Here is a 23,808-nt window from a genome sequence, read left to right as displayed (position 1 = left end):
ATGACCCTCGTCGGATCGGTCGCGGCGAACTTCACCCGCGACCTGGAGCAGAACTACGCCCTCATCGCCTCTCTGGCGGAGGAGGCCCGCGAGAGGGGAGTGCGCTTCCTCGTGCTCCCCGAGGCCGCGATCGGCGGCTACCTCTCCTCACTCGGCAACCACGGCGACACGGTCGCCACCACCCGCCGCTCCCTCCCGCCGGCGGTGCGCCTGGACGGGCCGGAGCTGCGGCGGGTGCAGGAGATCGTCGGCGACCTGATGGTGGCGATCGGCTTCTGCGAGCTCGACGACGACGGCCAGACCCGCTACAACGCGGCCGCGCTGCTGGACGGCGGGCAGGTGTACGGCAGCTACCGCAAGGTGCACCAGCCGCTGGGCGAGCACCTCTCGTACTCGCCGGGCCCGGGCTACGGCACCTTCGAGACGCCGGTCGGCCGGGTGGGCCTGCAGATCTGCTACGACAAGGCGTTCCCCGAGGCGGCCCGGTCGATGGCGCTGGACGGCGCCGAGATCATCGCCTCGCTCTCGGCGTGGCCGGCCGCTCGGACGGCGACGGCCGAGAACCTGCAGGAGGACCGCTGGACCTACCGGTTCAACCAGTTCGACATCGCCCGCGCCCTCGACAACCAGGTGTTCTGGCTCGCCTCGAACCAGTCGGGGACCTTCGGCTCGCTCCGCTACGTCGGGAACGCGAAGGTCGTCGATCCCGGCGGCAACGTGCTCGCGACGACGCTGCTCGGAGCAGGCACGGCCGTCGCCGACATCGACGTGCGCGGCACGTTCGAGGCGATGCGCGGCGGGATGTTCCACCTGCGCGACCGTCGGCCCGACGCCTACGACATCGACCGCGTCTGGAACGGAGGACTCGTCCATGCCTGAGATGACCTTCCACGTCCGCTGGCCGGACGGCTCGGAGGAGCGCTGCTACTCGCCGAGCCTGGTCGTGCACGAGTTCCTCGGGACCGGGACCGCCTACTCGATCGAGGACTTCGTCGCCCGTTCGAGCGAGGCGCTGCGCATCGCGTCGGACCGGGTGCGGGAGCGGTTCGGGTTCGCCTGCACCTCCGCGATGCAGCAGGAGTCCGACATCCTCCGCACGGCGCAGCGCTTCGAGGGCGGCACGGTCAGGGTGCTCGCGATGGAGCCGCCGGCCCCGGCCGGGCAGCGGGTGCGGCCGTGAGCGCCGTGATCGAGCCCGGGCGCCACGTCGAGGTCGCGGTGGTCGGAGGCGGGCAGGCCGGGCTCTCGATCAGCCGGCACCTGGTCGACGACGGCATCGAGCACCTGGTGCTCGAGCGCGCGAGCATCGGCCACGACTGGGTCGACCGCCGCTGGGACGCCTTCACCCTCGTCACGCCGAACTGGCAGTGCCGCCTCCCCGGGTACGCCTACGACGGGCCGGACCCGGACGGCTTCATGACGCGCGACGAGGTGCACGCGTGGGTCCGCCGCTACGCGCAGAGCTTCGACGCCCCCGTGGTGGAGGGCGTGGAGGTGAGCCGACTCCGCGAGCGCGCCGGGGGAGGGTTCGAGCTGGTCACGAGCGCGGGCTCGATCACGGCCGACCAGGTCGTCGTGGCGACCGGCGGCTACCACCGCCCGGTCCTCCCCGCCGTCGCCGCGCGGCTGCCGGCGGACGTGCTGCAGCTCCACTCCGCCGACTACCGCTCGCCGCAGGCGCTCCCGCCCGGCGGCGTGCTCGTCGTCGGCTCCGGGCAGTCGGGCGCGCAGATCGCCGAGGACCTCTTCCTCGCCGGGCGCGACGTCCACCTCGCCCTCGGCAGCGCGCCGCGGGTGGCGCGCTTCTACCGGGGCCGCGACTGCGTCGCCTGGCTCCAGGACATGGGCGTGTACGACGTGCCCGTCCACGCGCAGGTCGGCGGGCTCACCAAGCGGGAGTCGACCAACCACTACGTGACGGGGCGCGGGGGCGGGCGGGACATCGACCTGCGCACCTTCGCCCGCGACGGGATGCACCTCTACGGCCGGCTGGCCGAGGTGGAGGGGTCGCGGCTGCGCTTCGCCCCCACGGCGGAGGCGTCGCTCGACTACGCGGACTCGGTCGCGGAGTCGATCAAGGACGACATCGACCGCTACATCGCGGCGCACGGCATCGACGCTCCCGAGGAGGCCCGCTACCGTCCGGTCTGGCGGCCGGAGTCCGAGGCGACCGGGCTCGACCTCGCGGACATCGGCAGCGTCGTCTGGGCGGTCGGGTTCCGCTCCGACTACCGCTGGGTCGAGATCGGCGTGTTCGACGGCGCCGGCCACCCCACCCACCAGCGCGGAGTGACGAGCGTGCCGGGCCTGTCGTTCCTCGGGCTGCCGTGGCTGCACACCTGGGGGTCCGGCCGCTTCGAGGCGATCGCCCGCGACGCGGGGCACCTGGCGGAGGAGGTCCGGCGCGTGCGCGAGGCGGGGCGCTTCACGCGGGAGCGCGAGCCGGATCTCGCCGGATAGCCTCCTCGCATGACGGAGACGGTGATGGGTGCGGTCGCAGCGCACTTCGGTCGCGACATCGACCGCACCCTCGCCAAGCTCGCCGGCATCATCGCCCACGCGCGCGAGCGCTCGGTCGATTTGCTGGTGCTCCCGGACGCGACCCTCGGCGGCTACCTGCTCGACCTCCAGCACCCCGGGCCGGACCTGCCGCCGAGCCTCGAGCTCGACGGGCCGGAGGTCGCCCGCGTGGCCGAGCTGGCGGGCGATCTCACCGTGTGCTTCGGGATCGCGGAGCGGGCGCTCGAGGGCGGGCGCGAGCTCCGCTACGACACAGCGGTCTGCGTGCACGGCGGGCGCGTGATCGGCACGCACCGCAAGGTCCACCTGCCGCTGGGCGAGTCCGAGGCGTACCTGCCGGGCAGCGGCTTCGCCGCCTTCGACTCGCCGATCGGGAGGATGGGGATGCTGATCGACTTCGACAAGACCTTCCCGGAGTCCTCGCGCTCGCTGGCCCTGGACGGCGCGGAGGTGCTGGCCTGCCTCAGCGCGTGGCCCGCGAGCGTGACCGACCGCTCCGACCGGATCCGCAACGACCGCCAGGCCCACCTGTTCGATCTCTACGACTGCGCCCGCGCCGCCGAGAACCAGGTCTACCTCGTCTCCTCGAACCAGACCGGCGTGCTCGGCGGCCTGCGGTTCCTCGGGCAGGCGAAGGTCGTGGACCCGGCGGGAGAGATCGTCGCGAAGACCTGGGCGAAGGGCGGGCTCGCGCTCGCCTCCGCCGACGTCGCCGGCTCCGTCGCCCGCGCCCGCCGCACGATGCACCACCTCCGCGACCGCGCGGAGCACGCCTACCGGAGCTGAGATGCGGATCCGCCTGCTGACCTACTCCACCCGGCCGCGCGGCGGGGTGGTGCACACCCTCGCCCTCGCTGAGGCGCTCGCGCGCGCCGGACACGACGTCACGGTGCACACCCTCGCCCGAGGCGGCGACGCCTCCTTCTTCCGCCCCGTCGATCCGTCCGTGAGCGTGCGGGTGGTGCCCTTCCCGCACCGCGAGGGCGAGCCGGTCGGCGCCCGCATCGTGCGGTCCATCGCGGCGATGGCCGAGGCCCTGCGGGGTGAGGACGCCGCGGTCGTCCACGCGCAGGACTGCATCTCGGCCAATGCGGCACTCGCCGCTGGACTCGCGCCGATCCGCACGATCCACCACCTGGACGACTTCACCACCCCGGAGCTGCGGGCCTGCCACGATCGCGCCGTCCGGCTCCCCCGGGCCCGGCTGTGCGTGTCCGCCGCGGTCGCCGAGGAGGTGCGCGCGGGCTGGGGGCTGCTGCCCGACGTGATCCCGAACGGTGTCGACGCGGCGCGGTTCGCGGCCGCCGTCGACGATCCGCTCACCGGGGCCTGGCGCGCCGAGCTCGGCCCGTACCTCCTCGCCCTCGGCGGCATCGAGCCGCGGAAGGGCAGCATCGAGCTGCTCGAGGCGTGGGCTCTGCTGCGCGAGCGCGGCCACGACGTCGCGCTGGTGCTCGGCGGCGGCGAGACCCTGTTCGACTACCGCGAGTACCGGGCCGCCTTCGACCGGAGGGCTCTCGAGCTCGGGGTCGCCCCGGTGATCCTCGGCACCGTTGCGGAGGAGAGGCTCGCTCCGCTCGTCGCCGGCGCCTCCGCGCTGGGCTTCGTCTCGGTGAAGGAGGGGTTCGGGCTGGCGGCGATGGAGGCGCTCGCCGCGGGGGTGCCGGTCGTGGCGCGGGAGCTGCCGGTGATCCGCGAGGTGTTCGGGGACGCGGTCCGCTACGGGCGGGACCCCGCTTCCTTCGCCGACGCACTGGAGGAGGCCCTGACGCTGCCCTCGCCGGACGGCCGGGCCCTGGCCGCCTCGCACTCCTGGGACGACGTCGCGGCCGCGCACCTGCGGTTCTACGAGCGCGTGCTCGACGGCTCGGTCCAGGACTCGGGAGGAACTCCTCCGGACGGGCCGGGATCCGCGAGAGCGGGCGCCCCCGGATGACTCCGTCCTGCAGCGTGGACACGATCGGACGCCGCCGGTGACCCGCCGGTCGATCTCGCGCATCGTCACCGGCCTCGCCGACGGCGATCCCGACCGGATCGTCGCCGTGGCGGACGAGGGCGCGCTGACGGCGGGGGAGCTGGACCGCGAGAGCGCCCGCCTCGCCCGCGCCTACCGCGAGCTCGGCGTCCGGACCGACGACCTCGTCACCGTCTCGCTCCCGAACTCGCTGGACGCGCTCGTCGTCTGCGCGGCGATCTGGAAGGCGGGCGCCGTGCCGCAGCCGGTCTCGACCGGGCTGTCGGCGGCGGAGCGCGCCGAGGTGGAGCGGATCGCGCGGCCGGCACTCGTCATCGGCGCACCCTCCTGCTCCGCCGCCGTCCCGTGGCGCGCGGGCGACTGGCGGCCCGGGCCGGAGGTGCCGGCCGGCCCGCTCGAGGACCGGTGGGCCTCGTCCTGGAAGGCGCCCACCTCCTCCGGCAGCACCGGGCGGCCGAAGGTGGTGCTCGCCGCGGGCCCGGCGCTGCTGGACCCGGAGGCGCCGGTCGCGCCGTTCCTGCCGCGCGAGGGCGTGCAGCTGGTGAGCGGTCCGCTGATGCACTCGGCGACCTTCACCTACGCCTTCCGCGGGCTGATGACCGGGCAGCGCCTGGTGCTGCTGCCGCGATTCGACGCCGCCCGGGTCCTCGCGGCGATCGAGGAGCACCGCGTGACCTGGACCCTGCTCGTCCCGACCACGATCCGCCGCCTGCTGGCCGCGCCCGAGCGGTCGAGGACGGACGTGTCCTCACTCGCGACGGTGCTGCACCTCGGAGCGCCCTGCGCGCCCGCCGACAAGCGGGCGCTGATCGGCTGGCTCGGGCCGGAGCGGGTGGTCGAGGTCTACGCGGGCAGCGAGTCGAACGGGCTGACGATGATCACGGGGCGGGAGTGGCTGGAGCGTCCGGGCAGTGTCGGGCGGCCGATCGGCGGGACGACGCTCCGCATTCTGCGGGAGGACGGCACGGAGGCTCCGACCGGCGAGCTCGGCCGCATCTGGCTGCACCGCGGGGAGGCCCCCGCCTACCGCTACCTCGGCGCCGGCTCGCGGCGGACGGAGGAGGGCTGGGACACCCTCGGCGACGTCGGCCGCGTCGACGGGGACGGGTGGCTCTGGGTGGTCGACCGCGCCGACGACCTGATCCTCCGGGGCGGAGTGAGCGTCTGGCCGGCGGAGGTCGAGCGGGTGCTGGAGGCACTGCCCGGAGTCCGCGGGGCGGTCGCCTTCGGCGTGCCGGACGCGGAGCTGGGGCAGGCGGTGGAGGCGGTCGTCGACGTGGGCGAGGCGGACGCGGACCCGGCCGGCCTGCTCGCTCGGGCGAACGCCGAGCTGGGCGCCGAGCGGCGCCTCCGGGCTCTCCGGATCGTGCACGAGCCCGTCCGGAGCGACGCGGGCAAGGTCCGCCGCTCCGCGCTCGCCCCCGCGGCGGAGACGCTCGGGATCCGCCGTTCCGCCGGTGCCCCGGATGGGCCAGAGTGGGCCCAGCGCCCCCGCGCACCGACCCCCAGGGAGACCCGATGAAGTACATGCTGATCATGCGCGCGACCGATGCGGCGAAGGAGGCCTACGCCGCGATCCCGTTCGACGAGATCATCACCCGGATGGGTCAGTACAACGAGGCCATGATCGAGGCGGGCGTGCTGCTCTCGGGCGACGGCCTGGCCGACGACATCGCCTCCTCCGGCTTCGTGGTCGACTTCTCCTCCGAGCCGCCGACCGTCGTCGACGGCGCCTACGGCCCGACCGAGTCGCTCTTCAACGGCTTCTGGATCATCGGGGTCGACTCCAAGGAGCAGGCCCGCGAGTGGGCGCTGCGCTGCCCCCTGGTGCCCGGCAACCGTCTCGAAGTGCGCCGGATCACCGACGAGAGCGACTTCGCGGACTTCGCCGACAACGAGTACGTGCAGAAGGAGGCCGGCTGGCGCGAGGACGAGGCGGCCCGCGCCTCCGGCGACTGACGCCGCGGCGGGCGTCACGCCTCGGTGACGACGCCCGCCTCGACGTGCCAGTGCCGCGTCAGCTGCACCGTCTCGAGCATCCGCCGGTCGTGGGTGACCAGCAGCAGCGTGCCCTCGTACGCCTCGAGCGCCTCCTCCAGCTGCTCGATGGCGACGAGGTCGAGGTGGTTCGTCGGCTCGTCCAGCACCAGCAGGTTCGTGCCGCGGGCCTGCAGGAGCGCCAGGGCGGCCCGCGTCCGCTCGCCCGGCGAGAGCTCGCCGACGCGGCGGCCGACGTGGTCGGCCTTCAGCGCGAACTTCGCCAGGAGCGTGCGCACCTCGGCCGTCGGCCACTCGGGCACCAGCGCCTCGAACGCGTCCGCGAGCGGCACCTCGGCGGCGAGCATCCCGCGGGCCTGGTCGATCTCGCCGATCGCGACGCTCGCGCCGAGTGAGGCGCCGCCCTCCTCCGGCTCTGCGCGGCCGAGGAGGAGCGACAGCAGCGTCGACTTGCCGGCGCCGTTGGGCCCGGTGATGCCGATCCGGTCGCCCGCGTCGACCTGGAGCGACACCGGCCCGAGCGTGAAGGAGCCACGGCGGGCGACCGCGCCGTTCAGCGTCGAGACGACCGAGCTCGAGCGCGGGGCGCTGCCGATCGTGAAGGCGAGCTGCCACTCCTTGCGCGGCTCCTCGACCTCCTCGAGCCTCGCGATCCGGCTCTCCATCTGGCGCACCTTCTGCGCCTGCTTCTCGCTCGACTCCGCCGAGGCCTTGCGGCGGATCTTGTCGTTGTCGGGGGCCTTCTTCATCGCGTTGCGCACGCCCTGGCTCGACCACTCCCGCTGGGTGCGGGCGCGGGAGACCAGGTCGGCCTTCTGCTCGGCGAAGTCCTCGTACTTCTCGCGGCGCTGGCGGCGCGCGGTCTCGCGCTCCTCCAGGAAGGCGTCGTAGCCGCCTCCGTAGACCCGGTTGGTGCCCTGCGCGAGGTCGAGCTCGAGCACGCGGATGACGCTGCGGGCGAGGAACTCGCGGTCGTGGCTGACGAGCACCGCGCCGCCGCGGAGTCCGCGGACGAAGGCCTCCAGGCGCTCCAGGCCGTCGAGGTCGAGGTCGTTGGTCGGCTCGTCGAGCAGCACTACGTCGAAGCGCGAGAGCAGCAGCGCCGCGAGGCCCACCCGCGCCGCCTGCCCGCCGGAGAGGGAGGTCATCGTCGAGGAGGCCGCCGCGGCGCCGAGCGACAGGCCCAGGTCGGCCAGGACGACCGGGGTGCGCTCGTCGAGATCGGCTGCTCCGCTCGCGAGCCAGCGGTCGAGCGCGAGGGCGTAGCGGTCGGCGATCGAGCCGTCGGGATCGGGGTCGGCCAGCGCGGAGGCGGCGGCGTCGAGCTCGGCGGAGGCCTCGGCGCAGCCGGTGCGGCGTGCGATGTACCCGGCGACGGTCTCGCCCTCGCGGCGCTCGTGCTCCTGCGGCAGCCAGCCGACGAACGCGTCGCCCGGCGAGAGCACGACGGAGCCCTCGAGCGGGGCCGTCTCGCCGGCGAGGATGCGCAGGAGTGTCGACTTGCCGGCTCCGTTCGCCCCCACGACGCCCACCACGTCCCCGGGGGCGACCGTCAGGTCGAGTCCGTCGAACAGGGTGCGGTGCGCATAGCCTCCGGAGAGGCCCTTGGCGACGAGGGTGGCGGTCACCGGTCCAGCGTAGGCGCGGGCGACTCGCTAGACGGTCTGGTGATCAGCCGGTCTAGAATGTTCTGATGAGCGACACGAGCCTGCGGAGCGGCGCCGGGTACTGGTACCCGGACGAGTCGTCCACCCGCCGCGCTGTCGAGGTGCTGAGCGCCATGCGCACGTACCGCGTCTCCGAGGTCTCGATGCGCCGCCGCACGCGCGAGCGGATGGCGATGGGCGAGACGGACCTGATCGCCATCCAGTACCTGCTCCGCCAGCAGCGCAAGGGCGAGCTGGTGACCGGCAAGGACCTGGCGTCGCACCTCTCCATCTCCTCCGCGTCGACCACGGTCCTCATCGACCGCCTGGTCCGCAGCGGCCACCTCGTGCGCAAGCCCAACCCGACCGACCGACGCGGGATCGTCGTGGAGGCGACGGTCGACAGCGACGACGAGGTGCGCGCGACGCTCCAGGAGATGCACCGCCGGATGCTCGCGATCGCCGAGGACCTGGACGCCCCCGAGGCCGAGGTCGTCGTCAACTTCCTCCGCCGGATGAGCGCGGCCGTCGACGAGATCGACGCGGAGCACGGCGACGGGCACGATACGGATGACGCGGGCCGAGCGGAACCCTCCGCAGCGAAATAGCTAGACGGACTAGTAATAAGCCGAGGGGCCTATAGTCTGGCGGCATGGGTCAATTCCTCTACGGCACTCCTCCCGCCGTCATCGAGATCGAGGACCGGACCCTGGCCCACCTCCAGATCGTGATCTACGCGAAATTCCGCCGCGACGAGCGCTTCAGCCTCACCCTCGACTCCATGCCCGAGGGGGCGCGCGGCCGCCACTCCTTCTGGATGAACCCCAACATCGCCCTGCAGTTCCACTTCGCGGGGAGCCGCCAGCCCACGATCAACCCGACCTGGGTCGAGCTCCTGATGGACGCGGCGAACAGCGGCGGCGGGCTGCGCCTGCTCACCGAGCCCCCGTCCTGACGCGGCCGCAGCCGCGTGCGTCTCCTAGGGTGGAGCAGGCGCCGCGGGGCGCGCGGAGGGCGGGGGACATGCGCAGGACGGTCATCGGAGCGACGGCACTGGCCGGGGTGCTCGCGCTCGCGGGGTGCTCGGCGCCCGCTCCGGCTCCCACGGTCACGGTCACCGTGTTCGCCACGGCGACGCCGACCCCGGTGCCGGACCCGACCGTCACGGCGGCGCTCCCGCAGTCGACGGCCACGGTCTTCGCGCCGGTCCCCGAGGCGACGGTCACCTTCACGCCGAACGCGACACCGGACATCCCCGAGACGGCCTTCGCCGTCGACAACGGCGCGGTCCCCGGGGCGAACGGCGAGCCGACCCGCGACGGCGAGGGCGACATCGTGAGCTACACCGTGGTGCAGGGCGACACGTTCTTCGACATCGCGCAGCGCTTCGGGATCCCGGTGCAGCAGCTGCTCCGGATGAACCCGAGGATCGCCGGGGCCGGCGAGGCCGTGTACATCGACGCCGTCGTCAACCTCGACTCGAGCACGCTGGGCTGAGTGGAGCGGCGGGCCGCGGGGCGGCCGCCCGGCCGGTCGCGACCCGGCTACTGCGACTTCGGCAGGACGTGGAACGCGACCGCGAGCGATCCCGAGATCATCAGGATGCCGCCGACGAAGAGGAATCCGGCGATGTCGGGCAGCAGGAACGAGTTGCCGAGAACGAGGATCCCGCCGAGGAACAGCACGAACGAGAGGACGACGCCCAGACCAGTCATGCCCTCATCGTACGCAGGTCACGGGAGCAGGAGGTCCGCGAGCTCCTCGGCACCGGACACCAGCGCGATCGTCCCGACCGCCTCGAGCGGCGATCCGTAGCCCCACTCGACCATGATCGTCGGCACGCCGTGGGCGGCGGCGCCCTGCACGTCGTGCTCGCGGTCGCCGACCATCACCGGCGCCGAGAGGTCGACGCCGAGCTCGCGGAGCCGGCGCAGCGCCTCCTCCACGACGTCGGCCTTGGCGCTGCGGACCTCGTCCTCGGAGGCGCCGCAGATCACGGTGAAGTACTGCGCCAGCCCGTAGTGCTCGAGGATGCGCGTGGCGGCCGACTCCGGCTTGGAGGTCGCGAGCGAGAGCGGCACGCCGGCCTCGGCGATGCGCGCCAGCACCTCGGGCAGCCCCGGGTAGACCGAGGAGTCGAAGAGCCCGCCCGCGTTGTAGCGGCGGCGGTAGACCACGAGCGCGGCCTGCGCCTCCTCGACGGTCATCCCGCCGAGCTCGCGGAACGCCTCGAGCAGCGGAGGGCCGACGTAGGCCAGCAGCTCGGCCGGAGCGGGCACGGGGCGGCCCAGCTCGACGAAGGTCTCGACGAGCGTCCCGGTGATCCCGGGGGCCGAGTCGGTGATCGTGCCGTCGAGGTCGAACAGGATGCAGGACCAGGTGCCGGCGCGCGCGTCGAGGCCGGTGGCGGCGAGGGTCGTGTCGGACATGGCGGGCTCCTGACCTCGGAGGACGGGGTGACGCCGGCGCTGCCCCGCCGGGGGCCACACTCTACGGCCGTTCGGCGTCCAGAGCCCGTTCGACGAACGAACGGGTGACGACCTGGGCGATCGAGCCGGGGTCGAGCTGCACGGCGACGAAGTCGGCGGTGCGGATCAGCGCGAAGGCCTCGCGCCCGGGGAGGACCAGCATCTGCACCCGCGGATGCTGCTGCCGGGGGACCGCGGTGCGCACCTCGTCCGTGGAGGTGAACAGCGGCAGGACCTGCTCGCCGGTGGTCGTCGCGACGGTGCGGACGTGCGGCACGCCTCCGGGCCGGGATCCCGTGACGTCGACCACGAGGGAGCCGTCGAGGCAGGCCTCGAGCAGCCGGTCGACGGCCTCGGCGGTGGGAGCGGCGACGAGCGCCTCCAGTGCGTCCCGGGCCCGGGCATTGCGGTACGGACCGGGTCGCGCCGGGCGTGCAGGGGGTCCGCCTCGTCGTGCCATGACTCCACGCTAACGAAGACCGGGGCGTGATCGGAATCGCCGGGACCGGTTCCCGGGAATGCGCGCGATCGGTGTCCGGAATCGTTACGGCCGCGTACGGACACCGTGTCCTCTATTCGACGGCTGATGGCGAAGAGCTCGATTCCGTCGTGATTGCCTCCGCTTATCCTGAACATGTCCCCTCGACATGGCGCGAGAAAGCGACGAATGGCGCCATTCATGGCGCACACGATTGTGAAAAGGGGTAATGTCTCTCCCGGTCCGGGTCGAGACAGTCCGGTCCCACGAACTCCAGGAGGAAAAGTGGCTCAGAAGATCACGCTTGTCGACGATATCGACGGAACCCCTATCGATTCCGGTGACGGCGGTACCGTCCGCTTCAGCATCGAGGGCGCCAACTACGAGATCGATCTCGGCCCCGACAACATCGCCGAGCTCCACTCGGCCCTCGAGAAGTTCGTCTCGAGCGCCCGCCGCGTCGGCTCGCGCCCCGCGGCCGCCACGAGCGTCGCCACCGCCTCCAAGAGCGACCCCAAGCAGCTCAAGGCCATCCGCGAGTGGGCGAACGCCAACGGCCACCCCGTCTCCGACCGCGGACGCATCCCCTCCGAGGTCCAGGCCGCCTACCAGGCCGCCCACAAGTAGCGGCCGCCGGGCCCCGGCCCGGTGAGACGCCGCGCTCCCGGGCCTCGCGCCCGGTGAGCGGAAGGCCCCCGTGATCCGATCGCGGGGGCCTTCGCCGTGCCTGTCGCCGAGCCCGTCAGAACAGGCGCGTGTGCGAGTCGTCGGTGCCGCGCATGGCCTCGTAGTCGAGCACGACGCAGCGGATTCCGCGGTCCTCGGCGAGGGTCCGCGCCTGCGGCTTGATCTCCTGAGCCGCGAAGACTCCCGTCACCGGGAAGAGATGCGGATCGCGATTCATCAGCTCGAGATAGCGGGTGAGCTGCTCCACTCCGTCGATCTCGCCGCGGCGCTTGATCTCGACGGCGACGGCGGCTCCCGAGGAATCGCGGGCGAGGATGTCGACCGGGCCGATCGCGGTCATGTACTCGCGCCGCACGAGAGTGTGCCCCTCTCCGAGGAGGCCGATCTGCTCGGCGAGAAGGCGCTGGAGATGCGACTCCACTCCGTCCTTCACGAGTCCCGGATCGACGCCGAGCTCGTGCGCCGAATCGTGCAGCACCTCGTGGATCGAGACGACGAGAGCGTCGCCGGTCTTGCGGTGCGCGACGGTCCACTGCTGTGCGACTCCCGCGGCACGCGCCTCCTCGTCGGGCTCGCCCGTGATCAGCGTGCAGGGCGGGCTCATCCAGTTCAGCGGCTTGTAGGAGCCGCCGTCGGAGTGGATGAGGACGCTCCCGTCGGCCTTGACGAGCAGGAGGCGGGTGGCGAGCGGGAGGTGGGCGCTGAGACGGCCGGTGTAGTCGACGGAGCAGCGCGCGATGACGAGACGCACCCGTCGAGGATAGACGGCGCGGCTCCGGCGGGCTCCCGGCTCAGCGCGCGGCGACGGGAGGCCGGCGGCCGAGCGGAGGAGCGGGCGGCGGCACCGAGAGCGCGGCGCGCAGCGCGACGGCGAACTCGGCCGGCGCCTCCGCCCACGGGTGGTGGCCGCTCGACTCGATGACGGCCAGGCTCGCCTGCGGCAGGAGCGCGGTGAGCGCCTCGAGGGCGGCGACGCCGGTCACCGGGTCGTCCTCACCGCCGAGGACGACCGCGGGGCAGTCGAGGCGCTGCAGAGCATCGCGGATCGCCGCGGTGCCGTGGGAGCCCGCGGGAGCCGTGTGCTCCGCGCGGGGGCCGGGAGCCCGGTCGTCGATCCCGAGCCAGGCGGTGCCCGGGGCGATCAGGAGCAGGTGGGCGACGCGCTCGGGCGCGTCCACAGCGGCGAGCAGAACGGCGCGGCATCCGGAGTCGTGCGCGGCCAGATCGAGCTCGTCGACGCCGAGGTGGCGGCGCAGGTCCTCCACGTCGGCGGCCGTCGTGGCCGGGGGAGCGGGAGGCAGCTCCGCGGAGCCGCCCACTCCGCGCGGGTGCAGCACGAGGACGCGGCGCGTGCAGGCGATCGAGGCGAACGAGCCGAGGTAGGAGGGGTGGCGCTCCGGCTCGCCGGGAACGACCACCAGGGGCCGCCCCTGACCGGCTCCGTGCTCGTCGACGTGGAGCAGGGCGCCGTCGCGCGCTCGATACCGCATCCGCTCCCCCTCCGCCGTCGTGCTGGGAAGCCTAGGGGGAGGCGCGCCGGGGCGCCTCGGCCCCACGGGGGCTTGCGGAGGCGGGTGGAGCGCGGCGGTCAGCTCCGCCGGCTGCGGGCGGCGGGGGAGGCGAGCCCGGCCACGACCACCAGGGCCAGCACCAGGAAGAGGGCGTTCAGCAGGCCGTAGTGCTCGCCGAGGAAGCCGATCGCCGGCGGTCCGACCAGGAACGCGACGTAGCCGAGCATCGCCACCGCGCTGACGCGGGCGGCCGAGTGCGGTCCCTCCGCCGCGGCAGACATGCCCACCGGGAAGCCGAGCGAGCAGCCCAGGCCCCAGGCGACCGCGCCGACGACGACGAGCGCGTCGACCGGGGCGAGGATGAACAGCAGGATGCCGACGATCGCCAGCCCGGCGGAGGCGCGCAGCACCGGGACGCGGCCGAAGCGGTCGAGCACGGGCCCGCCGATCACGCGTCCGACGGTCATGGCGGCGACGAACACGCCGAACACGACGGCGGCGGTGGTCTTGTCGGTGCCGTGGCCGTCGACCATCGCGAGAGTCAGCCAGTCGTTCGCGGAGCCCTCGGCGAAGGCCATGCCCAGCATGATCAGGCCGATGAGGACGAGGCGGCCGTCGCGCCAGACGCCGAGGGAGGCGGCGACGCGCTCGCGGACCGGCGGCTTCACCGTGGTCGCCGCGCCGGAGGTGTCGAGCTCCTCGCGGACCGGGACGAAGCGGATCGCGATCACCGCGGTCACGGCGATCACCACGGCGATCGCGCCGAGGTGGACGGCGACGGGGACGGCGAGGGCGGAGGCGCCCGCGCCGATCAGCGCGCCGGCCACGGTGCCGAGGCTGAAGAAGGCGTGGAACAGCGGCAGGAGCGTCTTGCCGAAGGCCTTCTCGTTGGCCGCTCCCTCGACGTTCATCATCACGTCGACCGCTCCGTTGCCGAAGCCGAGCATCGCCATGCCGGCGAAGGCGGCGGGGAGGACGCCGATGACGTCGGCCGAGACGCCCAGCACCGCGAGGCCCGCCGCCGAGACGGTGAGGCCGAGCGCCATGCCGCGCCGGGCGCCGATCGCGCCCATGACCGGCGTCGAGAACGCGAGTCCGACGATCGCGCCGATCGACATCGAGAGGATCAGCAGGCCCACTCCGGCGGTCGAGAGCTGGAGCTCGTCGCGGATGGCGGGGGTGCGCGAGACCCAGGTGGCGATCGAGATCCCGCTGAGGACGAAGATCGTGAAGACGGCGTTGCGCCAGGCGACCAGCTGCGGGCGCGTGAGCGCGGACGTCGAGGTCATGGCGGTTCTCCTGGTGCGGGCGGGATCCGGACACCGGATCGAGAGGCACGGTCGAATCGATTCGAAGCGAGCCGGTCTAAGCTATCCGGAACCCCGGGGACGGTCAACCGACGACGAGCGCGCCGCCCCCACGAGGAGGAACGTGGAACCCCGCAAGAGCCCCCGGCCGACGCTCGCCCGCGTCGCGAGCCGGGCCGGAGTGTCGCCCTCCACCGCCTCGCTGGTCTTCAGTGGCTCCGGCCCCGTCTCGGAGGCCACGAAGGAGCGGGTGCTGCGCGCGGCGTCCGAGCTCGACTACGCCGGCCCCGACCCGCGGGCGCGCTCGCTCCGCCGCGGCCGCTCGGGGATCGTCGGGGTCGTCGTGGACGAGCGGATGCTGCACGCGTTCCGCGACCCGATCAAGATCGCCATGCTCGACGGGATCGCCGACGTGCTCGGCGGGGTCGACGCCGGGATCCTGCTGCTCACCGAGACGGGCGACGGCGCGGGCCTGCTGGCGACCGCCCCGGTCGACGCGATGATCCTGGTCGGCTGCAGCCCGTCGGTCGACGACTCCGTCGCCGTGCTCCGCCGCCGGGGAGTGCCGGTCGTCGTGGTCGAGGGCCTCTCGGAGCTGGGCGGCGCCGTGATCTCGCTCGACAACCGCGAGGCCAGCCGCACTCTGGCCGAGCACCTCCGCGACCTCGGCCACGAGCGGGTCGCGGTGGTCTCGCTCCCGTTCGCGAAGGACCGCCGCCGCGGCGCGATCCCGGCCGGCTGGCGCGCGAGCCCCAGCATCACTCCGGTCGACCGCCTTCTGGGCGTGCAGGACGTCTTCCCGGAGGCGTCGGTCGTCGCGGCCGCCGCCAGCTCGGTCGACGAGGGGGTCGCCGCGGGGCGCACTCTGCTCGAGGGAGCGGAGCGGCCGACCGCGGTCGTCGCGCAGAGCGACCTGCTCGCCGCGGGCGTGATCCTCGCGGCCGAGGAGCGCGGGCTGCGCGTGCCCGAGGACCTCTCGGTGGTCGGCTTCGACGGCGTCCAGGTGCCCGGGCTGGCGGCCGAGTACGACCTGACGACGATGGCGCAGCCGGCGGTCGAGAAGGGCCGCGCGGCGGGTCGGGCGGCGGTCGCTCTCCTCGCCGACGAGGAGGCGGAGGCGGTCTGCTTCCACGCCGTCTTCCACCGCGGGAACACGAGCGCTCCGCCGCGCTGAGCGGAGTTGTCCACAGGCTTCTCCACAGGGGGGAGGGCAGGGTCAGCGGAGCCAGACGTCGCTGCGGACCCGGAGGCCGAGGGTGATCGCGCGGGCGCCGAGGAAGCCCACGGCGAAGGCGAGCCAGAGCGCGAGGAGGCGCCATTCGGCGGGCGCGGCGGGCGCGAGCAGGGCGAGCGGGACGAAGACGGCGAGGTTCGACAGGCCGCTGAACGCCAGGTAGCGGCCGTCGCCGGCACCGATCAGCACGCCGTCGAGCACGAAGACGTAGCCGCCCAGCGGGGCGGTGAGGCCCACGACCGCGATCGCCGCGGGCAGCAGCCGCAGCACCTCCTGGTCGCTGGAGAAGACGTACGGCAGGACACCACTCAGGCCGGTGACCAGGGCTCCGAGCACCACGCCGGCGCCGATTCCCCAGGTCACGCAGCGTTTCGTGACCGCACGCGCCTGCGCGGCGTCGCCCGCGCCGAGGAGGCGGCCGAGCAGCGCCTGCGCGGCGATCGCCACCGCGTCGAGGGCGAAGGCGACCGTCGAGAACAGCGTCATCGCCACCTGGAAGGCGCCCAGCTCCTCCGCCCCGAGCGAGGTGGCGGTCGCGACCGCGAGCAGGATCGCCGCGCGGAGGCTCGCGGTGCGCAGCAGCATCCAGCCGCCGGATCCCGCGGAGGAGGCCAGGCCTGCGAGGTGCGGGCGCAGCGGTGCGCCGACCCGCCGGGCGAGCCGCAGCGCGACTCCCGCGTAGGCCGCGAGCATGGCCCACTGCGCGATCACCGTCCCCAGCGCGGAGCCGGTTATCCCCAGGCCGGCCGGGTAGATCAGCACGGCGTTGAGAGCGGCGTTGAGGGCGGATCCGCCGGCTGCGATCACCAGCGGAGTGCGGGTGTCCTGGAAGCCGCGGAGGAGCCCGGTGAGCGCGAAGACGCCGAGCATGGCGGGGATCCCGGCCATGCTCACCGCCAGGTACCGCACGCCCGCCTCGGCCACCGCCGGCTCCGCGCCGAAGAGCGCCACGACGGCCGGAGCGGCCAGCGCGCCCGCCACCGCGATGCCCGCGCCCAGGAGCAGGGCCAGCCAGCCGCCGTCGATCCCGGCCGCCACGGCCCTCCGCTCGTCGCCCTCGCCGAGGGCCCGGCCGACCCGCGGAGTGGTGCTGTACGCGAGGAAGACCATCAGGCCGACGATGGTCTGCAGCACCGTGCCGCCCAGCGCGAGCCCGGCGAGCGGGACGGCGCCGAGGTGGCCCACCAGGGCGGAGTCGGTGAGCAGGAACAGCGGTTCGGCGACCAGCGAGCCCAGCGCCGGGACGGCGAGCCGGAGGATGCTGCGGTCGAGGGCGGAGGTCACCGCTCGACGCTAGCGGCTGCCGCGGCTCCGGGACGGGCGTACCGTGGGCGGGATGCAGCGCTTCGGGATCGGGCTGGCGGCCGTGGGCCGGCCGGCGTACATCACGGCCGGGCGCGACGACGACCTCGGCCCCGCCGCCGAGCGGAGCGTCGACGCGCTGCGCGAGCGCACGCACCTGCTGCTCGACGCGGCGTGGGACGCCGGCGTCCGCTTCCTCGACGCCGCGCGCTCCTACGGACGGGCGGAGGAGTTCCTCGGCGGCTGGCTCGCCCGGCATCCGGAGCGGCGGGCGGAGCTCACGATCGAGTCGAAGTGGGGCTACGAGTACGTCGGCGGGTGGGCGATGGACGCGCCGGTCCACGAGCGCAAGGAGCACTCGGTCGCGATGCTCGACCGGCAGTGGCCGCTCACGCTCGACGCGCTCGGCTCGGCGCCCGACTCCTACCTCGTCCACTCGATCACTTCCGAGAGCCCGGCCCTCACCGACCGCCCGCTGCTGGACCGCCTGCGCGGCCTCGCGGGCTCCGGAGTGCGCGTCGGCCTCTCGACGAGCGGCCCCGAGCAGGCGCGCGTGATCGAGCTCGCCCGCGCGATCCCGGAGTCGCCGTTCAGCGCGGTCCAGAGCACCTGGAACCCGCTCGAGCAGTCCGCGGGCCCGGCGCTCGCCGCGGCGCACGACGACGGCTGGCTGGTGGTGGTCAAGGAGGCCCTCGCCAACGGGAGACTCGTCGCGCACCCGATCGAGCACGCCGGTGCCGCGCCGGACGCCGTCGCCCTGGGGGCCGCCCTCGCGCAGCCCTGGGCCGACGTCGTGCTGAGCGGCGCGGCGACTCCGGAGCAGCTGCGGGCCAACCTGCGCGCGCGGCCCCTGGAGCTCGCGGACCTCCCGGCGCTCGCCGTGGATCCGGCCGGCTACTGGGCCGAGCGCTCCGCCCTCGACTGGACCTGAGAGCACTCGCACGAAGGAATGCGTGCGTTCCGGCGCCGCACCCGATAGCGTTCCCCTCAGCACCCCGCCTGCCCTCTCTGCGAGGGCTGGCGCGCGGATCGGCCCTCGTGATATCGCCCGAGGGGATCCGCCCCGGCCCGCCACCCCTCTTCGAGTGCGGCTGAATCGAGCTTTCCTCCGCGCCCCCTCGGAGCCCCTCAGCCGGTCCTAGCGTGACGCGCAGGTCGTCGATGCGACCGGCTCGCCACCACCCCCAGGCGAGCGTTCGATCCTCGATCCGACGCCCAGCGGAGTGCCCCATGTCCCGTGCCCGAACCGTCCTCCTCGTCACCGCCGCTCTCGTCGCGGGCCTGCTCACGGTGCCGAGCACCGCGCTGGCCGCGGCTCCCGGCACCACTCCCGTCACGGGCTTCGAGAGCGGCTCGCCCGCGCTCACGGCCGTGACCGGCACGGCCTCCACGGCCGTCTCGGACGACAGCACGGAGGGCGACTCGTCGCTCGAGGTCTCGTACGACGTGACCGGAGGGCTCGCCGAGCTCGGCTTCGAGCCGCTGGAGGCGCCCGTGCTCCCCGCGCCCACCTCGGCCCTGACCGTCGACCTCCGCGGCGACGGCTCGTACAACACGGTCTACCTGCGGATCCGCGACACGAGCGGCGAGACCTTCGTCCACCGCGTCGACGCGATGCGCTCGACCCAGTGGCAGACGCTCACCGTGGACCTGACCGCGGAGCCGGCGGCCCGCGACGGCGGCGACGGCAACGGCAACGGAGTCATGGACGCGCCGCTCACCGTCGCCGGCGTCCTCGTGGTCCGCAACGGCGAGCAGCCGCCCGCGGGCACCTTCGCCCTCGACGACCTGCGCGCGGACACCACCGGCTGGACCCTCCCCGTCGCCGCGTCGACCTATCTCGCCGCCGGGCAGAGCGCCGCGCTCTCGTTCGACGCCGGCGCGGCCGGCGACTGGGAGCTGCGGCTCGCGGACGCCGCCGGCCTCTCGCGCACCCTCACCGGCACGGCCGCCGCGGCGGGCCCCGTCGCCGTCGACTGGGACGGACGCGACGACTCCGGAGCCGCGATGACCGGCGACGTGCGCGCGGTGCTCCGCCAGGACGACTCGGCCGACGGCTCCCTCGGCGCCGCGACGACGACCGGCGTCCCGTTCCTGCTGACCCTGGCCGCGGCCGACGACCCCGACGCGACCTCGGTGGTCGAGGCCTTCGACGGCGGAGACGCCGGCTGGGGAGTGGCCACCGGATCCGCCACCCTGCGCCGCGCCTCCGCCGCCGAGGCGAAGGGCGGCGCGACCAGCACCGAGGGCACCGACGCGCTCGCCGTCGACTACGACCTCACCGACGGCATGGCCGGCATCACCCGCACCGCTCCGCTCGACGTCGCCACCGGCCCGGTCACGGGGCTGAAGGTCGACCTCAAGGGCGACGGCAGCTACAACACGGTCTACCTCCGCGTCGCCGACGCGAGCGGCGAGGCGTTCACCTACCGGATGGACGCGATGCGGCAGACCACCTGGACCACGGTGCCCATCGACCTCACCCAGGACCCGGTGCTCGCCGAGGGCGGCAACGCCGATTCCGTGCTGGACATGCCGCTGACGCTGACCGGCTTCTTCGTCGTGCGCAACGGCGAGCAGTCCGCCACCGGCTCCCTCGTGCTCGACAACCTGCGCGCGGTGAGCAGCCGGTGGACGATGCCCGTCGCCGACACGGAGTTCCTGGTGCCGTCGGAGGGCGGAGTCGCGAGCCTCGCGTTCTCGGCCGCCACGGCCGGCGACTGGATGATCGTCCTCCGCGACGGCACCGGCCGCAGCCGCTCCCTCACCGGCACCCTCGCGGAGCCCGGCGAGACCGCCGTGCAGTGGGACGGCAAGGCCGACGACGGCCAGGAGATGGACGGCCCGATCCGCAGCACCTTCCTGCAGGACTCGAGCCCGGACGGGCAGTTCGCCGCGACGCGGACCCGCTCGGCGACTCCGACCCTGCTGACCGTCGCCGCGGCGCAGCCGTCGACGACCAGCGTGGTCGAGGGCTTCGAGGGCGCGGCGTCGGGCTGGAGCGTCGCGATGGGCTCGGCGGCCGTCTCGCGCACCAGCGCGCAGAAGACCCAGGGCTCCTACGCCCAGCGGATCGACTACGACGTCTCGTCGGGCCTGGTCGAGACGGTGCAGAGCACCCCCGCGACCGTGATCGCGGTCGAGACGGTGCAGAGCACCCCCGCGACCGTGATCGCGAAGCCGGCCTCGTCGCTCCGGATCGACCTCAAGGGCGACGGCACCTACAACACCGTCTACACGCGCCTCCGCGACGCCTCGGGCGAGACCTTCACCTACCGGCTCGACGCGATGCGCTCGACGGCGTGGGCGACGATCGACGTCGACCTCACCGCCCCGGCCGCGCTGATCGAGGGCGGCGACGGCGACCAGGTGCTCGACTTCCCGGTGAAGCTCTCCGGCGTGATCATCGTGCGCAACGGCAGCCAGCCCGCCACCGGGACCGTCGTGCTCGACAACCTGCGCACCCTCGCCACCGGCTGGTCGCTGCCGGCGGCCGCGACCGCGTTCTTCACCCCCGGTTCCTCGGCGACCACCTCGTTCTCGTTCACCGCGGCCGGCCCGGGCGACCACCGGCTCGAGCTGCGCGACAAGGAGGGGCGCGTGAAGACGATCACCGGGCGTGCGGCCGCGGCCGGACCGGTCACCCTGACCTGGGACGGCTCGGACGACTCCGGGACCCGCATGCGCGGCGACGTCAGCGGCGTCTTCTCGCAGGACGGGACGGACGACGGCGCTCTCGCCTCGAACGCCACCCGCAGCGGGATCCCGCTCCTGCTGACCCTCGCCGAGATCGACGCGGACGCGAGCCTCGCGCAGTCCTTCGACTCCGCCGGGACCGACTGGGTGCAGGCCGCCGGCACTGCCACCCCCTCGACCTCGGCCACCCGCACCGAGGGCTCGGGCGCGCTGAGGATCGCCTACGACCTCTCCCGCGCCGACGCCGAGATCGAGACCGCGACGACTCCGGTGCCGCTGCTGACGCAGCCCGCGACCGCGCTCAAGGTCGACCTGCTCGGCGACAGCAGCTGGAACACCGTGTTCCTCAAGCTGCGGGACGCCACCGGCGAGATGTTCTTCTACCGGGTCGACGCGATGAGCCTCAGCCGGTGGACGACCGCGACGATCGACCTCCGGTCGCCCGCCGCGAACACCCACCTCGGCAACGACGACGGCGTGCTCGACTACCCGGTCTCGCTGGTGCGGATCAACGTGGTGCGGAACGGCGCCTCGGCCCCCGCCACCGGCACCGTCGTGCTCGACGACCTGCGCGTGCTCGACAAGGACTGGACGCTGCCGACCGCGAGCGCCCCGCGCTTCTCGCGCGAGAACGCGGCCACCACGACCGTCCGCTTCACCGCGGGCGGGCCCGGCGACTACGCCCTGGTGCTGCGCGACAGCGCCGGCCGCACCCGCACCTTCGGCGGGACCGCCGCCGCAGCGGGCGAGATCACCGCGACCTACGACGGCACCGACGACAGCGGAGCCGCGATGGCCGGCAGCATCGCCGGCCGCCTCACCTGGGACACGACCGCCGACGGCGCACTCTCGGGAGCCGCCACGGCGACCCGCCCCTACCTCACCGGAGTGAGCGCCCGCGTCACCGAGGCGTCGCCCACGTCGATCAGCGGCATCAACAGCTTCCTCACCGAGCAGGACTCGCCCGTCGAGGCCGACCGGCAGGCCGCCCTCCTCGAGGACGCGCAGGTGCGCTGGGCGCGCGAGGAGTTCGAGTGGAAGCGCGTCGAGCCGCGGAAGGGTTTCTTCGACTGGGCGAAGTTCGACCAGGCCGTCGCGATCAGCCAGGCGCGCAACGTCGACATGATCGGCAAGCTCGCCTACTCGGCGCCCTGGGCCTCCTCGGCTCCGGCCGGCACCGCGGCGGAGGACGCGCAGTACTACCCGCCCCGCAGCAACGCCGACTTCGCGGCGTACGCGGCGGCGACCGTGGCCCGGTACAAGGACCGCGTGCACGTCTGGGAGGTGTGGAACGAGCCGAACACCGACTACTACTGGCGCGGAGGCGCCACGGCCGGCCAGTACGGCGAGATGCTGAAGGCCGCGTACACGGCGATCAAGGCCGTGGACCCGACCGCGACCGTGCTGGTCGGCGGGCTCGACCAGTTCAGCGACCCGTTCATGGCGGGCGTGCTGGCGGCCGGAGCGGGCGACTCCTTCGACGGACTCGCGATCCACACGTACACGGTCGACGGAGCGCCCGAGACCGGAGCGATCCCGACCTACCTCGACGCGGCGCAGAACTTCCTCGCCCGCAGCGCGCCGGGCCGGAGCCTGTGGATCACCGAGGTCAGCTGGGCGACGTGCACCACCTGCACCGGCGCCACCAGCGAGGCCGACCAGGCGTCGTACCTCTCGCGCTCCTACCTCGACGCCGCGGCCCGCGGGATCGAGGCGATCGCCTGGTACAACCTCGTCGGCGGCCCCGACCCGCAGGCGCCGCTGGACACCTTCTCGGTGACCGAGCGCTCCGGACGGCAGAAGCCCGCCTACGAGGCGCTGAAGGAGGTCGGCGCGGTCCTCGCGACCGGCACCGCGGTCGGCCGGGCGAGCGCGACCGCCTCCGCCTCTCCGGTGACGGTCGACGACCTCTCCTCCACGAGCGGATGGGCCGTGGCTCCGATCGGCGGCGGGTCCGCCTCGCTCGCCGCGACCTCGACCGGCTACTCCGGCTCGGGCGCGCTGAAGCTGACCTACGACTTCTCCGGCGCCTCGAAGGGCGCGCAGCTGCACACCTCGCGCACCCTCCCCGGGTCGCCCACGGCGGTCTCGGTCCGGGTCAGCGGCGACGCGAGCACCAGCCCCGTCTACCTGAAGCTGCAGGACGCGACCGGGGAGACCTTCCAGGGCCTCGTCGGCAACGTCGGCGGCTCGCCGTGGCAGAAGATGACGCTGTTCTCGGACGGTCTGAACGCCAACTACACGCACGCGGGCGGCGACGGCGACGGAGTGTGGGACTACCCGGTGAAGCTCGTGGACGCGTTCGTCTACAAGGCGATGTCCGGCATCTCCTCCGGCACGGTCTCGATCGACGACGTGACGGCCGACTACGGGGTGAACCTGCACGGGACGGTGCTGCAGACGCCGACCGAGACGGTGCAGGCGCTCTACACCGCGGGCCCGTCGACGGCCTCGGTGCAGGTCTCGGGGGCGACGGCGTCGATCCGGACCACCGTGGGAAGCACGCCGCTGACCGTCGCCGACGCTCACGCGACGGCGGCACTCGGCCGGACGCCGACGTTCGTGGTCTCGGCGCCGGGGATCACCCGCCCGGGCGGCACGACGACGCTCGACTGGATGACCGGCGACGGCGCGACGACCAGCGTCGCGGTGCTCACGGCGTCCGGCGGAGTCGCGAAGCAGCTGACCTCGTCGATCCGCCACCTCGCGGGCCGGCAGACCCTCGCCTGGGACGGACGCCTGACGAACGGCGCGGTCGCCCCGGCCGGGTCGTACAGCATGCGCATCACGACGACGACTCTCGACGGGCGCACCGGCGTGCAGAAGGTCGCGTTCACACAGCCCTGACGCGGGCCGCTGCGGGACGGCCGCTCCTCGACTCTCCAGGAGTTGTCGCACTCGGGTGTCGAGTGCGACAACTTCTGAGGTCTCGGGCCGGCCGTCCTCCTCGATCCTCCAGGAGTTGTCGCATTCGGCGTCGAGTGCG

General features: G+C 73.7%; 22 protein-coding genes. 14 read left to right on the top strand and 8 right to left on the bottom strand.

The genetic code is table 11. The annotated features are described in order from the left end of the window. Genes C5D44_RS07405 through C5D44_RS07375 form a run of 7 tightly spaced genes read left to right on the top strand, consistent with a single transcriptional unit; the run spans position 1 to position 6,454 of the window. Entirely contained in the window at positions 1-879 is an 879-nt protein-coding gene (locus tag C5D44_RS07405; RefSeq protein WP_104275520.1) for a carbon-nitrogen hydrolase family protein, read from the top strand. After that, positions 872-1,180 carry an MSMEG_0570 family nitrogen starvation response protein gene (locus C5D44_RS07400; RefSeq protein ID WP_104281286.1) on the top strand — a complete coding sequence of 103 codons (309 nt, stop codon included), beginning with the start codon at positions 872-874 and terminating at the stop codon, positions 1,178-1,180. Before C5D44_RS07405 ends, C5D44_RS07400 begins: the two co-directional genes overlap by 8 nt. Then, a complete protein-coding gene (locus C5D44_RS07395) occupies positions 1,177-2,460 on the top strand; it encodes an MSMEG_0569 family flavin-dependent oxidoreductase (protein WP_219815329.1) in 1,284 nt (427 codons plus the stop codon). Before C5D44_RS07400 ends, C5D44_RS07395 begins: the two co-directional genes overlap by 4 nt. Before the next feature lie 9 nt (positions 2,461-2,469). Further along, the gene (locus C5D44_RS07390) at positions 2,470-3,306 is read left to right on the top strand and encodes a carbon-nitrogen hydrolase family protein (RefSeq protein ID WP_104275522.1); all 837 of its coding nucleotides are present in this window, start codon (positions 2,470-2,472) and stop codon (positions 3,304-3,306) included. 1 nt (position 3,307) lies between these two features. Then, positions 3,308-4,456: an MSMEG_0565 family glycosyltransferase gene (locus C5D44_RS07385; RefSeq protein WP_104281285.1), complete on the top strand. Its 1,149-nt coding sequence runs from the start codon at positions 3,308-3,310 to the stop codon at positions 4,454-4,456. A gap of 37 nt (positions 4,457-4,493) precedes the next feature. Then, positions 4,494-6,017 (top strand): AMP-binding protein, encoded by a 1,524-nt coding sequence (locus tag C5D44_RS07380; protein ID WP_104281284.1) that lies wholly within the window; start codon positions 4,494-4,496, stop codon positions 6,015-6,017. Beyond that, positions 6,014-6,454: a YciI family protein gene (locus C5D44_RS07375; RefSeq protein WP_104281283.1), complete on the top strand. Its 441-nt coding sequence runs from the start codon at positions 6,014-6,016 to the stop codon at positions 6,452-6,454. The genes C5D44_RS07380 and C5D44_RS07375 overlap by 4 nt, the downstream gene beginning before the upstream one ends. A 14-nt stretch (positions 6,455-6,468) precedes the next feature. Here the strand turns inward: C5D44_RS07375 and C5D44_RS07370 are convergent, their stop codons facing one another. Beyond that, positions 6,469-8,121: an ABC-F family ATP-binding cassette domain-containing protein gene (locus C5D44_RS07370; RefSeq protein WP_104281282.1), complete on the bottom strand. Its 1,653-nt coding sequence runs from the start codon at positions 8,119-8,121 to the stop codon at positions 6,469-6,471. 65 nt (positions 8,122-8,186) lie between these two features. On the opposite strand from C5D44_RS07370, the gene C5D44_RS07365 reads away from it, so the two are divergent. The 3 genes from C5D44_RS07365 (at position 8,187) to C5D44_RS07355 (ending at position 9,636) form a co-directional block, all read left to right on the top strand. Continuing rightward, complete coding sequence (locus tag C5D44_RS07365) at positions 8,187-8,747, top strand: MarR family winged helix-turn-helix transcriptional regulator (protein ID WP_104275527.1); 561 nt, start codon at positions 8,187-8,189, stop codon at positions 8,745-8,747. Between the two features lie 44 nt (positions 8,748-8,791). Further along, on the top strand, positions 8,792-9,094 hold the full coding sequence (locus C5D44_RS07360) for a hypothetical protein (protein WP_068250131.1): 303 nt from the start codon (positions 8,792-8,794) through the stop codon (positions 9,092-9,094). 68 nt (positions 9,095-9,162) lie between these two features. Beyond that, on the top strand, positions 9,163-9,636 hold the full coding sequence (locus tag C5D44_RS07355; RefSeq protein ID WP_104281281.1) for a LysM domain-containing protein: 474 nt from the start codon (positions 9,163-9,165) through the stop codon (positions 9,634-9,636). Positions 9,637-9,683: 47 nt separating this feature from the next. On the opposite strand, the gene C5D44_RS18005 is transcribed toward C5D44_RS07355, so the two are convergent. The 3 genes from C5D44_RS18005 to C5D44_RS07345 all read right to left on the bottom strand — a co-directional run bounded on the left by C5D44_RS18005 (position 9,684) and on the right by C5D44_RS07345 (position 11,067). Continuing rightward, positions 9,684-9,854, bottom strand: a complete 171-nt coding sequence (locus C5D44_RS18005) for a hypothetical protein (protein ID WP_159911733.1) — start codon at positions 9,852-9,854, stop codon at positions 9,684-9,686. An 18-nt stretch (positions 9,855-9,872) separates the two neighbouring features. Continuing rightward, positions 9,873-10,568, bottom strand: a complete 696-nt coding sequence (locus C5D44_RS07350) for an HAD hydrolase-like protein (protein WP_104222626.1) — start codon at positions 10,566-10,568, stop codon at positions 9,873-9,875. A gap of 61 nt (positions 10,569-10,629) precedes the next feature. Then, positions 10,630-11,067 (bottom strand): SseB family protein, encoded by a 438-nt coding sequence (locus C5D44_RS07345; protein ID WP_104275530.1) that lies wholly within the window; start codon positions 11,065-11,067, stop codon positions 10,630-10,632. 303 nt (positions 11,068-11,370) lie between these two features. Here C5D44_RS07345 and C5D44_RS07340 point away from each other — a divergent pair, with 303 nt between their 5' ends. Beyond that, positions 11,371-11,712: an Lsr2 family protein gene (locus tag C5D44_RS07340; RefSeq protein WP_181110125.1), complete on the top strand. Its 342-nt coding sequence runs from the start codon at positions 11,371-11,373 to the stop codon at positions 11,710-11,712. 115 nt (positions 11,713-11,827) lie between these two features. Here C5D44_RS07340 and nucS read toward each other — a convergent pair whose 3' ends face one another. The 3 genes from nucS to C5D44_RS07325 form a co-directional block, all read right to left on the bottom strand. Next, entirely contained in the window at positions 11,828-12,523 is a 696-nt protein-coding gene (gene nucS, locus C5D44_RS07335; protein ID WP_104275531.1) for an endonuclease NucS, read from the bottom strand. 40 nt (positions 12,524-12,563) lie between these two features. Further along, positions 12,564-13,262 (bottom strand): alpha/beta fold hydrolase, encoded by a 699-nt coding sequence (locus C5D44_RS07330; RefSeq protein WP_104275532.1) that lies wholly within the window; start codon positions 13,260-13,262, stop codon positions 12,564-12,566. A 98-nt stretch (positions 13,263-13,360) separates the two neighbouring features. Continuing rightward, on the bottom strand, positions 13,361-14,572 hold the full coding sequence (locus C5D44_RS07325; RefSeq protein WP_104225755.1) for an MFS transporter: 1,212 nt from the start codon (positions 14,570-14,572) through the stop codon (positions 13,361-13,363). A 142-nt stretch (positions 14,573-14,714) separates the two neighbouring features. Here C5D44_RS07325 and C5D44_RS07320 point away from each other — a divergent pair, with 142 nt between their 5' ends. Continuing rightward, positions 14,715-15,764, top strand: coding sequence for a LacI family DNA-binding transcriptional regulator (locus C5D44_RS07320; RefSeq protein ID WP_258065025.1), 1,050 nt, complete (start codon positions 14,715-14,717; stop codon positions 15,762-15,764). A 42-nt stretch (positions 15,765-15,806) separates the two neighbouring features. Here the strand turns inward: C5D44_RS07320 and C5D44_RS07315 are convergent, their stop codons facing one another. After that, positions 15,807-17,108, bottom strand: a complete 1,302-nt coding sequence (locus C5D44_RS07315) for an MATE family efflux transporter (protein WP_104281280.1) — start codon at positions 17,106-17,108, stop codon at positions 15,807-15,809. A gap of 52 nt (positions 17,109-17,160) precedes the next feature. Between C5D44_RS07315 and C5D44_RS07310 the strand changes: the two genes are divergently transcribed. Together C5D44_RS07310 and C5D44_RS07305 are read left to right on the top strand one after the other, a co-directional pair. Then, positions 17,161-18,057, top strand: coding sequence for an aldo/keto reductase (locus C5D44_RS07310; RefSeq protein WP_104281312.1), 897 nt, complete (start codon positions 17,161-17,163; stop codon positions 18,055-18,057). Between the two features lie 299 nt (positions 18,058-18,356). Further along, on the top strand, positions 18,357-23,669 hold the full coding sequence (locus C5D44_RS07305; protein ID WP_104281279.1) for a FlgD immunoglobulin-like domain containing protein: 5,313 nt from the start codon (positions 18,357-18,359) through the stop codon (positions 23,667-23,669). Positions 23,670-23,808 lie beyond the last annotated feature (139 nt).

It is taken from the genome of Rathayibacter sp. AY1B5, from assembly GCF_002932795.1.
GTDB lineage: Bacteria > Actinomycetota > Actinomycetes > Actinomycetales > Microbacteriaceae > Rathayibacter.
This window is presented reverse-complemented; position numbering and strand designations above follow the sequence as displayed.

What these genes read in the sequence shown, in the direction of transcription:
- C5D44_RS07405 (WP_104275520.1), top strand. Translation starts at nt 1, where the DNA reads ATGACCCTCGTCGGATCGGTCGCGGCGAACTTCACCCGCGACCTGGAG.
- C5D44_RS07400 (WP_104281286.1), top strand. Translation starts at nt 872, where the DNA reads ATGCCTGAGATGACCTTCCACGTCCGCTGGCCGGACGGCTCGGAGGAG.
- C5D44_RS07390 (WP_104275522.1), top strand. Translation starts at nt 2,470, where the DNA reads ATGACGGAGACGGTGATGGGTGCGGTCGCAGCGCACTTCGGTCGCGAC.
- C5D44_RS07385 (WP_104281285.1), top strand. Translation starts at nt 3,308, where the DNA reads ATGCGGATCCGCCTGCTGACCTACTCCACCCGGCCGCGCGGCGGGGTG.
- C5D44_RS07375 (WP_104281283.1), top strand. Translation starts at nt 6,014, where the DNA reads ATGAAGTACATGCTGATCATGCGCGCGACCGATGCGGCGAAGGAGGCC.
- C5D44_RS07365 (WP_104275527.1), top strand. Translation starts at nt 8,187, where the DNA reads ATGAGCGACACGAGCCTGCGGAGCGGCGCCGGGTACTGGTACCCGGAC.
- C5D44_RS07360 (WP_068250131.1), top strand. Translation starts at nt 8,792, where the DNA reads ATGGGTCAATTCCTCTACGGCACTCCTCCCGCCGTCATCGAGATCGAG.
- C5D44_RS07355 (WP_104281281.1), top strand. Translation starts at nt 9,163, where the DNA reads ATGCGCAGGACGGTCATCGGAGCGACGGCACTGGCCGGGGTGCTCGCG.
- C5D44_RS18005 (WP_159911733.1), bottom strand. Translation starts at nt 9,854, where the DNA reads ATGACTGGTCTGGGCGTCGTCCTCTCGTTCGTGCTGTTCCTCGGCGGG.
- C5D44_RS07350 (WP_104222626.1), bottom strand. Translation starts at nt 10,568, where the DNA reads ATGTCCGACACGACCCTCGCCGCCACCGGCCTCGACGCGCGCGCCGGC.
- C5D44_RS07345 (WP_104275530.1), bottom strand. Translation starts at nt 11,067, where the DNA reads ATGGCACGACGAGGCGGACCCCCTGCACGCCCGGCGCGACCCGGTCCG.
- C5D44_RS07330 (WP_104275532.1), bottom strand. Translation starts at nt 13,262, where the DNA reads ATGCGGTATCGAGCGCGCGACGGCGCCCTGCTCCACGTCGACGAGCAC.
- C5D44_RS07325 (WP_104225755.1), bottom strand. Translation starts at nt 14,572, where the DNA reads ATGACCTCGACGTCCGCGCTCACGCGCCCGCAGCTGGTCGCCTGGCGC.
- C5D44_RS07310 (WP_104281312.1), top strand. Translation starts at nt 17,161, where the DNA reads ATGCAGCGCTTCGGGATCGGGCTGGCGGCCGTGGGCCGGCCGGCGTAC.
- C5D44_RS07305 (WP_104281279.1), top strand. Translation starts at nt 18,357, where the DNA reads ATGTCCCGTGCCCGAACCGTCCTCCTCGTCACCGCCGCTCTCGTCGCG.